Here is a 13214-nt window from a genome sequence, read left to right as displayed (position 1 = left end):
CTCAGCGCGCGGCCGGGGCTGCGGGGGCCGGTGCCGGCGTGGCGGCGCCCGCGGCGGGAGCAGCCGGGGCGGCCGGCGCGGCGCCGGGAGTGGCACCGGCAGCGCCAGCCGCGCCGCCCTGCTGCTCGCGCAGCTTCTGGATATAGGCGCGGCGGTCCTCCGGCGACATGGTGCGCAGCTTCTCGCGCACCTCCGGCGGCAGCTGGGCCATGCCGCCGCGGCCGCGGTTGTTGGCCGGCATCGCATCGGCGGCGGCCGCGGCGTTGGCGGCGATCACCTGCACCTGGGCGCCGTCGCGCAGGCGGTCGGCGCCGTCGGTCACCACCTGCTCGCCGGCATGCAGTTCGCCCTGCACGCTGGTCCAGTCGTTCTCCACCGGGCCGAGGGTGATCTTGCGCACCGCCACCTTGCCGTCCTCGCCCACCGCATAGACATAGGTGCCCTGCGTGCCGCGCTGCACCGCCGCGCCGGGCACCGCCAGGGTGCCGTGCAGGGTGTCGGTCTGCAGCACGACGTTGGTGAACTGGTTGGGAAAAAGCGCGCCGTCGGCGTTGGCGAACACGGCCTTCAGCTTGATGGTGCCGGTGGTCGTGTCGATGGCGTTGTCGATGAAGTTCACCTGGCCGGTGGCCAGCTTGTTGCGGCGGTCGCGGTCCCAGGCTTCCACCGGCAGGGTCTGGCCGGCGCGCAGCTTGGCGGCGATCTGCGACAGGCTGGCTTCGGGGATGGAGAACAGCACGTTGATCGGCTGCGTCTGGGTGATGGTGACGATGCCGTTGGTGTCGGCCGCATGCACCACATTGCCCAGGTCGGCCTGGCGCAGGCCGAGCCGGCCGGAGATGGGCGCGGTGACCTTGGTGTAGGAGAGGTTGAGCCGGGCCGCGTCGACCAGCGCCTGATCCACCTGCACGGTGCCCTGCAGCTGGCGCACCAGCGCGGCCTGGGTGTCGACCTGCTGCTTGGCGATGGAGTCCTGCGCCTGCAGGTCCTGGTAGCGCTGCAGGTCGATCTGGGCATTCTTCAGCTGGGCCTGGTCGCGCGCCAGGCCGCCGGCCGCCTGGTCGAGGGCGGACTGGTAACTGCGCGGATCGATCTGCGCCAGCAGCGCGCCGGCCTTGACCAGATCGCCTTCGCGAAAGCGGATCGCCTGCAGCTCGCCATCCACCTTGGTCCGCACCACCGCCGTGTTCTGCGCGGTGACGGTGCCGATGGCCTGCAGCAGCACCTTCACATCGCGCCGCTGCACCCGCGCCACCGACACCGGCTGCGCCTGGTTGCCGACGAAACGGCGCGCACCCGGCCCGCCGATGCCGCCGGGGCCCTGCGACATGCCGGGGCCGGGCACCGCGCCGGGCACGGCGCTGGCGGCGGCCTGGGCGTCGTGGTGCCGCTTCCACCACCAGCCGCCGCCCGCGGCCAGCAGCACCAGCACGGTGAGCACGGCGATGGTCCGGCCGGCGCGGCGCGGGCGAACAGGGCGGGCGGGAGCGGTCTCGGGCGGCAGAGGCTGTGGCATGGGTTTGGCAGGAGGCAGGCGGACGCGGCAGATGGTAAGCGGGGCGGCGCACGGTCCGGAATCGGGAGGACCGCCTTTTACGGGGGCTTTACGGCCATGGCCGGCTTCGCGCCGGCTTGCGGGTTTTCGCAAGCGCGGCTGTGCGGGCCTGGCGGCACGGGGATCTTCGGCGACTTCCTTTGCCTTCCGCGACCGCGCCGCCATGTCCCTTCTACCGAACGCCTGCGACCTTTCCGTTTCCTCCAGCCTGCCCCGGCGATCGATCCGCGGCCCGCCGACCGGGAGACATCCGCGCCGCCCTCCCCGCCGCCCTCTCCGCCGCCGCTTTGCGCCACCACCCGGCAACTGGCCGATCTGGAGGTCGTGCCCCATGAAATCCAGTTCGGGGCCGCCGACGACGGCTGGCAAGCCATCTCCGAGTCGCTCGATGCCCACTGCGTGCACCGGCTGCAGCAGCTGCCCGACGGCGAGAACTGCAACATCCCGCACGACATTCCGGAACTGCTGGAGCTGCAGCAGGCCGGTTTCCACGGCCGGGTGCTGCTGGAGATGCTGCGCCACGCCTGGCACAGCCCCAACGCGCGCCTGATCCCGGACGCACGCACGCTGATGCTTTCCCTGGACCAGCGGCGTCAGGACGGCTGCTCCGACGAACTCGAGGCCGCCCGCTTCGACCACACGGTGCGCAAGGCCCTGGCGCGGCAGCTCGATGCGGTGCTGCCGGGCTTCGCGGCCCGCTACCTGCGCACGCTGCAGCTGGCCTATGTCGAATCGGCCCAGGAGGAGGAAGTGCTGGTGCGCAAGCTGCTGCGCTCGGAAAGCCGCTGCTTCGAGGCCGCCGCCGTGCGTGCGCCCCTGGGCCGCCCCGTCGTGGACGAGAACAGCTGGCGTGCCGCGATGGCCACGGCCACCGGGCGCCTCGACCTGCTGCCGGTGCTGGCCTTCCTGCGGGCCCAGGTCGGGGACGACGAGCTATCGGCCGCGGCCCATCCACGCACCCGGCAGCTGCTGCGCCATCCCCGGCAGGCCGGCGAAACCGACCAGATGGGCGAAGGCGCGCGTTGCCTGGCCGCCTGCATCGCCGCCTTCGAGCGCATGGCCCTGGGCCTGGAACACTTCAGCCGGCGCGACACCATGCTGTTCGCCAATGCCTTCGACGCATTGCTGCTGCCCTGCGACTGGCAGGACGCAGTGGCGACCATGCCACCGGCACGCGGCATGCCCTCGCCGATCGTGGAGGAGCCGGAAGACCAGGAGGAGAACACCCTGACCAGTCCGGCGGGCCCGACGACGGTGCTGATCGAGGAGGTGCAGGACACGTCCGCCGAGCCGGCAGCAGCAGCGTTGGAGCTCCAGCCCCTGCCGCTGGTCCCCGCGGCCGCCGGCGCGGCGGCCGCGAAACTGGACGATGTCGCCGCGCTGCTGGCCGGCCCGGATGCCGCGCTGCGCCAGGCGATCCATCGAGCCATGGCGCTCTATCTGAACCGCTTCCAGGGCTTCGGGCCGCAGTTCGAGCAGGCGATGGCCACGCTGCCGGCCGAGGCTTTCGTGGATCTGCTCCGGTCCATGCGTGTCTACGGCGGCCAGGACGACCGGCTGGCCTCGCAGCAGCTGCTGCGCCGCGACCTGACCAATATCGCCATGCGTTGCGCTTATGCCGATATCAACCGGCAGATCCTGGGCTGCGAACGCAGCTTCCACCAGACCCCCCAGGCCCTGGCCACCGGCAGCCTGGAGCCCGGCCGGCCCAGCTCCTTCGAGATGCGCACCGGCATGGTCGCCGACGGCCGGCTGGTGCCGGTGCGGGTGCTCAACCTCGCCGCGCCGGCCCTGGATTCGACGCTGCAGCCGGAGATGGACCTCTATGTGCAGCAGGGCCGCCTGCGCCAGGACCTCTACCGCCGGCAGATCGAGGCCCTGTTCGACCACCTGGACCAGGCGGTGCGCCGCGAGCGGCCGCGGCGGGTGGTGCTCACCGCCGTCGGCACCGGTGCTTTCCTCGGCCGGCTGAACCCGCAGGACCGGGAGGCCGCGCGCGGGATCGTCGCCACCGCGCTGGTGCAGAGCGTCGTGGCCCTGCGTGCGCAGGGCATCGAGGCGGTGTTCACCGACCGGTCCGCCGACGGCCCCGTCTGGCTGGCGGTGAACCAGGCCCTGGAGGCCGACGGCCAGCCGACCGTGGGCTGGATCGGCAAGCTGCCCGGCGACTGGGCGCAGGCGGGCGACCTGATCGTCAACGGCGCGGACCAGGCCGCGGTGGCCGGCAACCACGCGGCGCGGGATCCGAGCGTGGACGGCGCCATCGGCGCCTGCACCCTGGTGCATCCGCAGCACAGCCTGGCCTGCCTGCTGTTCTCGCTCGGCCGGCTGCGGATCGAGAACGGGCAGGTGGCACTCACACTGCCTGACTGAGGCCGCGGGCGGTGCCGGCCGCATCGGCGAACTTCGCCTACGCCGCCCATCGGGCGTTTTTGGTAAGGTCCCGGGCGATGTTGCTACTGCCTACCGTACTGCCGGATACCGCCCTCTTCCTCGACTTCGACGGCACCCTCGTCGACATCGCGGCCACGCCCGATGCCGTGCGGGTGCCGGGCGGGCTGGTGTCCACCCTGGATGCCCTGCACCGCCAGCTCGGCGGCGCCCTGGCCATCGTGACCGGCAGGCCGATCGCCGACATCGACCAGTTCCTGCATCCCCTGCTGCTGCCCGTGGCCGGCGAGCACGGCGCGCAATACCGCATGGCCGACGGCAGCCGGCCCTCGGTCGACCAGCCGCCGCTGGAGGACGCGGTGGAGGCCATGTCCGAACTGGCCGCGCAGCACGCCGGGCTGCTGGTGGAACGCAAGCCCCATTCGGTCGCCCTGCACTACCGCCATGCGCCGCAGCTCGAAGCCCTGTGCCGCGCCACCATGCAGCAGATCGTCGCCGGGCGCTCCGGCGTGGAGCTGCTCTACGGCAAATGCGTGGTCGAGGTGAAGCCGGCCGGCATCCACAAGGGCCAGGCCATCGCCTATTTCATGACCACCGAGCCCTTCGCCGGCCGTGTGCCCATCTTCGCCGGCGACGACGTGACCGATGAATCCGGCATCGCCGCCGCCCAGCAGCTGGGCGGGCGCGGCATCAAGATCGGCGAAGGCGCCAGCCTCGCGCAGCACCGCTGCCTGAGTTCGGCCGCGCTGCGCGGCTGGCTGGCAAGTGCGCGCACCACCCTGGCGCCGCTGGCCGCCTCGGTCGGCCGGGATGCGGATGAAGCCGCCGCCGGGCAGCCGGGCAGCGAAGCGGGCTGAGGCCAGGCGCTTCTTTTCGCCAGGCATGGCGCGGCTTCGGCCGGCCGGGCCTGGACAGGGGATGGGGCGGCGATCTTGGAGGCTTGTTCATCAAGCCCGCCGAAGCCTCGGCGATCGAGGAAATCCATGGCCTTCCATCCCCTTCATCCCAGCCACCACCGTTCTCTGCCAGACCTGCGCCGCGTGCCCACCAAGGACAGCACCCAGGTGAAAGCCGATCCAGGCACATCACGCCGTTCGTTCAGCGTGCTGTTCGAACTGCCGGACGACCGTACGGAGACCGCGCAAGACACCGATTTCGGATCTGCCCGCCATCTGTTCGACCCGCTGACGGCCCTGCTGCTCGTCACCTGCATCGAGCATCTGCTGCCGATCGTCGAGGAGCTGGAGCTGCTGCTCGCGCCGGGCCAGACCCTGCCGCCCCACGATCCCCGGACGGTGGAACTGGTGCGCACCCAGGAATATCACCCGCACTTTGGCGACGAACTGCTCGCCGGCTTGTGCAGCTTCGCGGCCATCCTGGCCACCCTGCGCGAAATCTCGCTGGGGAAAGCGCGCTTCGTGCAAGACGACATGCCGCTTTTCGCGGACGTCCTCGAAGTGGTGATGCCACGCCCCCGGCCACAGGCTGCCGCGGCGTCGGTACCCGGCCCTGTCATCGAGGAACCGGCGGACGAGGACCAGGCGCCCGATGCCACGACAAAGGCAAGCCAGACGCCGCGCACCGGCCCCGTCATCACCGAAGTGACGGACGAATAAGCGCCGCGCCGGCCCGGCCAGCCAGCGGCGCGGCCATCGGCGAACATGGCCTACGCGGGCGGCGGCCGGCGTTTGGTAAGGTCCTCGTCAACGTCCTTGTTCTGCCTCGCCGAGGCGGGGAACCTTCTCCCCCGCCGCCGGGCCAGGCAGAGACAGCCAGAAAGAACGCCGATGAGCCTGCCCGAAACCCCCACCTCCGCCGCCGCATCCGCCGCCGCCATCGCCGGCGAAGCCGCCCGTGAAGCGGCCCGCGAACCCGGCTTCGGCCCGCCGGCCGATCCCTCGCTGCGTGTCGGCCTGATCGGCAACTGCGGCCTGAGCGCCCTGGTCGACATCCGCGGCCGCATCGTCTGGTGCTGCATGCCGCGCTTCGACGGCGATCCGGTCTTCAACGCCCTGCTGCAGCCCGGCCCGGAAGGCACGGCCTTCGACATCGAGATCGAGGACTTCGAGCGCAGCGAACAGGTCTACGAACTCAACACCGCGGTGCTGCGCACCCGGCTCTACGACAAGGCCGGCCATGCGATCGAGATCATCGATTTCGCGCCGCGCTTCTTCTCCCGCAATCGCTTCTTCCGCCCGCAGATGCTGGTGCGCCGGGTGCGTGCGCTGCACGGCTCGCCGCGCATCCGGGTGAACCTGAACCTGAAGTTCGACTGGGGCCGCGAGACGCCCAAGATCACCCGCGGCAGCAACCACATGCGTTTCGTCGGCCAGGACATGATCCTGCGGCTGAACACCGATGCGCCCATCTCGCATGTGTTGTCGAAGACGCCCTTCATGCTCACGCACGACCTGCATTTCATGCTGGGCGCCGACGAGACCCTGCACAGCGGCATCGCCGACACCGCCCGCGAGTTCGAACGCGAAACCATCGCCTACTGGCGCAAGTGGACCCAGCGCCTGCACCTGCCGCTGGAGTGGCAGGACGCCGTGATCCGCGCCGCCATCACCCTCAAGCTCTCGCTCTTCGAGGAGACCGGCGCCATCGTCGCGGCCATGACGACCAGCATCCCCGAGGCGCCGGGCAGCCAGCGCAACTGGGACTACCGCTTCTGCTGGCTGCGCGATGCCTTCTTCGTGGTGCGGGCGCTCAACAGCCTGTCCGAACTCGGCACCATGGAGGACTACCTGCGCTGGCTCGGCAACGTGGTGATCTCCGCCCGCGGCGGCCATGTGCAGCCGCTCTACGGCATCGGCATGGAGCAGCAGCTGCCCGAATCCTTCGTCGATCACCTGGCCGGCTACCGCGGCATGGGCCCGGTGCGGGTGGGCAACCAGGCGCAGGAGCATTTCCAGCACGACGTCTACGGCAACATCGTGCTGGGCGCCGCCCAGGCCTTCCACGACCAGCGCCTGCTGCACCGTGCCGGCAAGGCCGAGTTCGTGCAGCTGGAGACCATCGGCGAGAAGGCCATCGCCGTCTACGGAACGCCGGACGCCGGCATGTGGGAGCTGCGCACCCGGGCGCGCATCCATACGTCCTCGGCGCTGATGAGCTGGGCCGCCTGCGACCGCATCGCCAAGATCGCCGACAAGCTGCGCCTGCCCGACCGCGCCGAGTACTGGCATGGCCACGCCAGGCGCATGCAGGAGGAGATCATCGCCAAGTCCTGGAGCGAGGAGCGCCAGGCCTTCGCCGAGAGCTTCGGCGGCCGCGACCTCGACGCCAGCGTGCTGCTGATGGCCGAGGTGGGTTTCATCGACCCCAAGGACCCGCGTTTCGTCTCCACCGTGGAAGCCATGCAGAAGAGCCTGTGCGACGGCCCCTACATGCGCCGCTACGAGGCGCCGGACGATTTCGGCAAGCCCGAGACGGCCTTCAACATCTGCACCTTCTGGCTGATCGACGCCCTGGCCCGCATCGGCCGCAAGGACGAGGCCCGCAGCATCTTCGAGACCATGCTGGCCGCGCGCAACCACCTGGGCATCATGAGCGAGGACACCCATCCGGAAACCAAGGAGATGTGGGGCAACTTCCCGCAGACCTATTCGATGGTGGGCATCATCAACGCCGCCATGCGCCTGTCCGCTCCCTGGGACAGCGTCATTTGAAAACGAGAGAAAGCCGCGAGGCTGAAAGGATTTGGTTTGGGTAGATTGGTAGTCGTATCGAACCGCGTGGCCGACCCGCGCAAGGCCGCGGCAGGCGGATTGGCCGTGGCCCTGGGCGAGGCATTGAACAAGACCGGCGGCATGTGGTTCGGCTGGAGCGGCAACATCATCGAGGGCGGCACGCCCGGCGAAGGCGAGCTGCACCAGCAGCAGTCCGGCCCGGTCAAGCTGGCCACCGTCGACCTCTGCCGCGAGGACCACGACAGCTACTACCTGGGCTACAGCAACGGCGTGCTCTGGCCGGTGTTCCACTACCGGCTGGACCTGGCGCATTTCGATGCCGACCACATCGGCGGCTACCGCCGCGTCAACCAGCTGTTCGCACGCAAGCTGCTGCCCCTGCTGAAGGACGACGATGTCATCTGGGTGCACGACTACCACCTGATCCCCCTGGCCGCCGAGCTGCGCGCCATGGGCTGCAAGCAGAAGATCGGCTTCTTCCTGCACATCCCCCTGCCGCCGCAGCTGATCCTGGCCGCGATCCCGCAGCACGAGTGGCTGATGCGTTCCATGTTCTCCTACGACGTGGTGGGCCTGCAGAGCGAGGCCGATGCCACCCACTTCAGCCGTTATGCCGAGGCCGAGATGGGCGCCGAGGCGCTGGGCGAACACCGCTATCGCGCCTTCGGCCGCACCATCACCTGCCAGGCCTTTCCCATCGGCATCGACGTGGACGAGTTCGCCGCGCTGACCCATGCCAAGGAAGGCCGCGACACCTATCTGCGCATGAAGGAGGAGTACCACAAGCGCCGCCTGCTGCTGGGCATCGACCGGCTGGACTACTCCAAGGGCATACCGCACCGGGTGCGGGCCTTCCGCGAACTGCTCAAGCTCTATCCGGAGAACCGCGACAGCGCCACGCTGATCCAGATCGCCTCGCCCACGCGCGAGAGCGTGGATGCGTACACCGACATCCGGGTGGAACTGGAAGGCCTGTGCGGCGCGATCAACGGCGACTACGGCGAGCTGGACTGGATGCCGATCCGCTACATCCACCGCAACGTGGCCCGCAAACGGGTGCCGGGCCTGTGCCGGGCCGCCGCCGTCGGCCTGGTGACGCCGCTGCGCGACGGCATGAACCTGGTGGCCAAGGAATACGTGGCGGCGCAGGACCCGGCCGATCCGGGTGTGCTGGTGCTGTCGCGTTTCGCGGGTGCGGCCGAGCAGATGAAGGACGCGCTGCTGGTCAATCCCTACGACACCCAGGGCACGGCCGAGACCCTGCAGCGCGCCCTGCGCATGCCGCTGGAAGAACGCCAGCAGCGCCACCAGAAGCTGCTGGCCGGCATACGGGCCCAGGACGTGCACTGGTGGCGGCGCACCTTCCTGGAAGTGCTGGAGCAGTCGGGCAGCTGAGCCGGGCCCGCCTTCGCGCGGGCGGGTAGCGCTGCGGCTGCGGGGCCGGGTCGAAGGGCGCGGATTTCCAAGAATCGTGCCCCATGGACCTCCGTCTCAATGGCGCCGCCGCGCCCCCGGCCTGGCCCCCTCCCGAAAGGCCTGCGAATGGGCTGCAGGCGCTGGAGCCCGAAAGCGCCGGCTTGCCCGCAGGACAGGAGGCGCTGCCCGTGGCCACGGCTCGCGCGGCCGGCGAAAACGAGCTTTTTCGCCCATCCGGCACCGATGCCGGCATCCTGATCTCGCACGGTCGGCAGTACGAGTCCGCCCGGCAGATCTTCCGCAAGATGCGGAATTTCCATCGCGGCATCTCCAGCCACGACTCCCTGCTGAAGTTCGCCACCCACCGGCTCGCCATGGCCAAGAGCCTGGAGGAAACCCTGGCCTGCCTGGCCCAGCTCAACCAGGCCGTGGCCAACCCGGACGGTGTCCGTTTCCAGCCGGATACGACGCTGTTCAACGCGATCATCGCCACCAGCGGCCGCTTCGGGCAGACCGACCTGGCAGCCGCCGCGGTCGACGACATGAATCGGGGCAAATGCGTACCGGACCTGTGCACCTACACCAGCCTGATCCATGCCTACGGCTGCGCGCACGACCTCGCGAAGGCATCGTTCTACTTCCGCGAGGTGCGGCAGCACGGCCGCTTTCTGGGCATCTTCCCCGACCAGCAGTTCTACTTCGTCACGCTCAGCGCATGCAGGGATGCGCGGCAGCCGGCCGACGCGCTCCAGGTGCTCCGCTGCATGGAGGCCGATGGCCTCAAGCCCAACCGCCGGGTGCGCGCCCTGCTGGGCCGCATCCTGCGAATGCCCGTGGCGGAGCCGCCGCGGGAAGCGCCGGCCGCGCTCAGCCTTGCACCAGCAGGCAGCGGAAATCGTTGACGTTGGTGTGGGTGGGCCCGGTGACCAGCAGATCGCCCAGGCCGTCGAACCAGGCATAGGCGTCGTTGCGGTCCAGGTGATCGGCGAGCGACAGGCCGGCCGCGGCGCCGCGCGCCAGGGTGTCGGGCGCGACGAAGGCGCCGGCGTTGTCCTCCACGCCGTCGATGCCGTCCGTGTCGGCCGCCAGCGCCCAGACGCCCGGCTCGCCCTGCAGGGCCTGCGCCAGGCCCAGGCAGAACTCGCCTGCCCGGCCGCCGCGGCCCTTGGGCGTGCCGGCCGGCTGGGGGCGCACGGTGACCGTGGTTTCGCCGCCGGACAGGATCACGCAGGGCGCCGCGAAGGGCTGGCCGCGCCGGGCCACCGCGCGGGCCAGGGCGGCATGCACCTTGCCGACCTCGCGCGATTCGCCTTCGATCTCGTCGCTCAACACATGCGCCGTCAGGCCCAGGGCGCGTGCCGCGTCCGCGGCCGCTTCCAGGGATTGCTGCGGCGTGGCGATGAGTTCCACCCGCTGGCGGGCGAAGACGGCGTCGCCCGGCTTGGGTGTTTCCAGCGCGCCGGATTCGAGCTGCACACGTACCGCATCGGGCAAGGCGATGCCGTAGCGGCGCAGGATGTCCAGCGCATCGGCGCAGGTGGTCGGGTCGGGCACGGTGGGGCCGCTGGCGATGACGGCGGGGTCGTCGCCCGGCACGTCGCTGATCGCCAGGGTCAGGACCTGGGCCTGGCCGCAGGCCGCCGCCAGCCGGCCGCCCTTGATGCGCGAGAGGTGCTTGCGCACGCAGTTCATCTCGCCGATATGGGCGCCCGACAGCAGCAGTTCGCGGTTGATGCGCTGCTTGTCGGCCAGCGTCAGGCCTTCGCAGGGCAAGGTCAGCAGGGCCGAGCCGCCGCCGGAGATCAGGCACAGCACCAGGTCGTCAGGCCCCAGTCCGCGCACCAGGTCCAGCATGCGTTCGGCGGCGGCCAGGCCGGCCGCGTCGGGCACCGGATGCGCGGCCTCCACCACCTCGATGCGTTCGGGCAGGCCGGCGGGACGCGGCGGCACATGGTGGTAGCGGGTGACGACCAGGCCGCCCAGCGGCGCATCGGCGGGCCACAGCGCCTCGACCGCCTGCGCCATCGCCCCGCCCGCCTTGCCGGCACCGATCACCACCGTGCGGCCGCGCGGCGGCGGCGGCAGGAAGGGGCCGATGGTGTGCAGCGGCTGGGCACGCCGCACGGCGGCGTCGTAGAGCTGGCGCAGCAGGGCGCGCGGGTCGCTCATGTCCACCATCTCAGGCCGCCGGCTTGACCAGGTTGACCGGCTCGCCGCGCTGGAAGGCCTCGATGTTGTGCACCAGCTGGTTGGCCAGGCTTTGCACCGCCTCGTCGGCGGCCCAGGCCACATGCGGGGTGAGGATGAAGTCGGGCCGGTCCAGCAGCGCCATGAAGGGATGGTCGGCCGGCGGCGGCTCGACGCTCGTCACGTCGAAGCCGGCGCCGCCGATCTGGCCGGCCTGCAGTGCCGGGCCGACCGCGGACTCGTCCACCAGGCCGCCGCGTGCGGTGTTGATCAGCAGGGGCTTCCTGCGCATCAGCGCGAACTCGGCCGCGCCGATCATGTTGCGGGTGGCCGGCCGCAGCGGGCAATGCAGGGTGATGACGTCGGAGCGCGCCAGCACCTCCTCGAAAGGCGTGTAGAGCGAGCCCTGCCCGCCGCGGCCCTTGTGCGCCGAGAACAGCACGTTCATGCCCAGCGCCCGGCCCATGGCCGCCACCGCGTTGCCGAGCGCGCCGTCGCCGACGATGCCCAGGGTGGAGCCGGCCAGGTCGCGGATCGGATAGTCGAAGAAGCAGAACTGCCCGGCCTGCTGCCAGCGGCCCGCGCGCACCGCCTCACGATAGGCCACGATGCTGCGGCGCAGGGCGAAGATCAGCGCGAAGGTGTGCTCCGGCACCGAATGCTTCGCATAGTTGCGGATATTGCTGACGGCGATGCCGCGGGCCGCGCAGGCGGCGATGTCCACGTTGTCGGTGCCGGTGGCGGCCACGGCCACCAGCTTCAGCCGGGGCGCGGCGGCCAGCAGCTCGGCCGGCAGCTTGACCTTGTTGACGATGACGATGTCGGCATCCGCGATGCGCGCGGCCACCTCCTCGGGCCGGGTCCGGTCGAAGACTTCGAGGCGGTGTTCGAAGCCGAAGGCCGGCAGCGTGGTCTGGGGCGAAAGCGTGGCGCGGTCGAGGAAGACGATGTTCATGGGCTGCTGGTTTATTCGAGCTTGATGCCGGCCTTGGAGATGATGGCCTGCGAGGTCTGGTTGTCGGATTTCACCATGGCCGCGAAAGCGGCCCGGCTCTCGGGCTTGGGCTCCTGGCCCTGGGCCAGGATGGCGCTGCGCACGTCCTGGCGCTGCAGGGCCTTGTTGATTTCGGTGTTGAGTTTGTCGGCGATGGGCGCCGGCAGGTTGGCCGGGCCGAAGACGCCATACCACTCCACCATGGCGAAGCCGGGGTAGCCCAGTTCCGACAGCGCCGGCACATTGGGCAGCGCCGTCGCGCGTTTGGCGGAAGTGACGGCCAGCGCGCGGATCTTGCCGCCCTGCAGCATCGGCAGAGCCGAGGCCAGCGAGGTGCCGGCCAGGTCCAGGTGCCCGCCCATCAGGTCGGCCAGCGCCGGGGACGAGCCCTTGTAGGGCACATGCTGCAGCTTGAAGCCGCTCTTGTCCTGGATCTGCTCGGCCGCCACATGGGCCACGCTGCCGGTGCCCGAGGTGCCGTAGTTCAGCGGCTTGTTGGGGTTGGCCTTGGCATAGGCCAGCACATCGGCCCAGGTCTTGAAGGGCGAGTTCTCGGCCACCGCCAGCACCATGGGCGCTTCCACCGCCAGGGCGACCGGGGTCAGGTCCTTGACCGGGTCGAAGTTGAGTTTCATCAGCCAGGGGGCGAGCGAGACATTGGCCGTCTGGCCGATGACCAGTTCGTAGCCATCCGGCTTGGAACGCACCGTCTCGCCCAGGCCCAGGGTGCCGGCGGCGCCGGGGCGGTTGTCGGGCACCACGGTCCAGCCGGGGTTGGCTTCGGCCAGCTTCATGCTGAGGGTGCGGGCGATGAAGTCGGTGCCGCCGCCGGGGGTGGACGGGATCAGCATGCGGATGGTCTTGGCCGGGTACTGCGCCTCCTGGGCGAAGGCGGTGCAGGCGATGGTCGCCATGGTGGCGGCGCAGGCGATCTTGTGGAAGAAGTTCATGGTCTTGTCCTTGTCTCCGTTGTCGGTCT

10 protein-coding genes are annotated in these 13214 nt (G+C 70.4%); 6 read left to right on the top strand and 4 right to left on the bottom strand.

What is annotated here, in order from left to right:
* Nucleotide 1: 1 nt before the first annotated feature.
* The gene (locus GT347_RS17135; RefSeq protein ID WP_160553356.1) at nucleotides 2-1516 is read right to left on the bottom strand and encodes an MdtA/MuxA family multidrug efflux RND transporter periplasmic adaptor subunit; all 1515 of its coding nucleotides are present in this window, start codon (nucleotides 1514-1516) and stop codon (nucleotides 2-4) included.
* A 363-nt stretch (nucleotides 1517-1879) separates the two neighbouring features.
* Between GT347_RS17135 and GT347_RS17130 the strand changes: the two genes are divergently transcribed.
* The 6 genes from GT347_RS17130 to GT347_RS17105 all read left to right on the top strand — a co-directional run bounded on the left by GT347_RS17130 (nucleotide 1880) and on the right by GT347_RS17105 (nucleotide 9956).
* Nucleotides 1880-3928 (top strand): hypothetical protein, encoded by a 2049-nt coding sequence (locus GT347_RS17130; RefSeq protein ID WP_160553355.1) that lies wholly within the window; start codon nucleotides 1880-1882, stop codon nucleotides 3926-3928.
* 77 nt (nucleotides 3929-4005) lie between these two features.
* Nucleotides 4006-4803 (top strand): trehalose-phosphatase, encoded by a 798-nt coding sequence (gene otsB, locus GT347_RS17125; RefSeq protein ID WP_160553354.1) that lies wholly within the window; start codon nucleotides 4006-4008, stop codon nucleotides 4801-4803.
* Nucleotides 4804-4929: 126 nt separating this feature from the next.
* Nucleotides 4930-5562 carry a hypothetical protein gene (locus tag GT347_RS17120; protein WP_160553353.1) on the top strand — a complete coding sequence of 211 codons (633 nt, stop codon included), beginning with the start codon at nucleotides 4930-4932 and terminating at the stop codon, nucleotides 5560-5562.
* Nucleotides 5563-5733: 171 nt separating this feature from the next.
* On the top strand, nucleotides 5734-7617 hold the full coding sequence (locus GT347_RS17115) for a glycoside hydrolase family 15 protein (protein WP_160553352.1): 1884 nt from the start codon (nucleotides 5734-5736) through the stop codon (nucleotides 7615-7617).
* 36 nt (nucleotides 7618-7653) lie between these two features.
* Nucleotides 7654-9033: an alpha,alpha-trehalose-phosphate synthase (UDP-forming) gene (otsA, locus tag GT347_RS17110; RefSeq protein ID WP_160553351.1), complete on the top strand. Its 1380-nt coding sequence runs from the start codon at nucleotides 7654-7656 to the stop codon at nucleotides 9031-9033.
* 83 nt (nucleotides 9034-9116) lie between these two features.
* Nucleotides 9117-9956: a pentatricopeptide repeat-containing protein gene (locus tag GT347_RS17105; protein WP_160553350.1), complete on the top strand. Its 840-nt coding sequence runs from the start codon at nucleotides 9117-9119 to the stop codon at nucleotides 9954-9956.
* Here the strand turns inward: GT347_RS17105 and GT347_RS17100 are convergent.
* From GT347_RS17100 to GT347_RS17090, 3 genes are read right to left on the bottom strand one after another with little or no spacing between them, the layout of a single operon-like run.
* Nucleotides 9922-11232 (bottom strand): glycerate kinase type-2 family protein, encoded by a 1311-nt coding sequence (locus tag GT347_RS17100; protein ID WP_160553349.1) that lies wholly within the window; start codon nucleotides 11230-11232, stop codon nucleotides 9922-9924. The two genes, GT347_RS17105 and GT347_RS17100, sit on opposite strands and share 35 nt — an antisense overlap.
* A 1-nt stretch (nucleotide 11233) precedes the next feature.
* A complete protein-coding gene (locus tag GT347_RS17095; RefSeq protein WP_160553348.1) occupies nucleotides 11234-12196 on the bottom strand; it encodes a D-2-hydroxyacid dehydrogenase in 963 nt (320 codons plus the stop codon).
* An 11-nt stretch (nucleotides 12197-12207) separates the two neighbouring features.
* Nucleotides 12208-13185 carry a Bug family tripartite tricarboxylate transporter substrate binding protein gene (locus GT347_RS17090; RefSeq protein ID WP_160553347.1) on the bottom strand — a complete coding sequence of 326 codons (978 nt, stop codon included), beginning with the start codon at nucleotides 13183-13185 and terminating at the stop codon, nucleotides 12208-12210.
* Nucleotides 13186-13214 lie beyond the last annotated feature (29 nt).

It is taken from the genome of Xylophilus rhododendri (assembly GCF_009906855.1).
GTDB lineage: Bacteria > Pseudomonadota > Gammaproteobacteria > Burkholderiales > Burkholderiaceae_C > Xylophilus > Xylophilus rhododendri.
The sequence above is the reverse complement of the archived record's forward strand: the minus strand, read 5'-3'. Positions and strand labels throughout refer to the sequence as shown.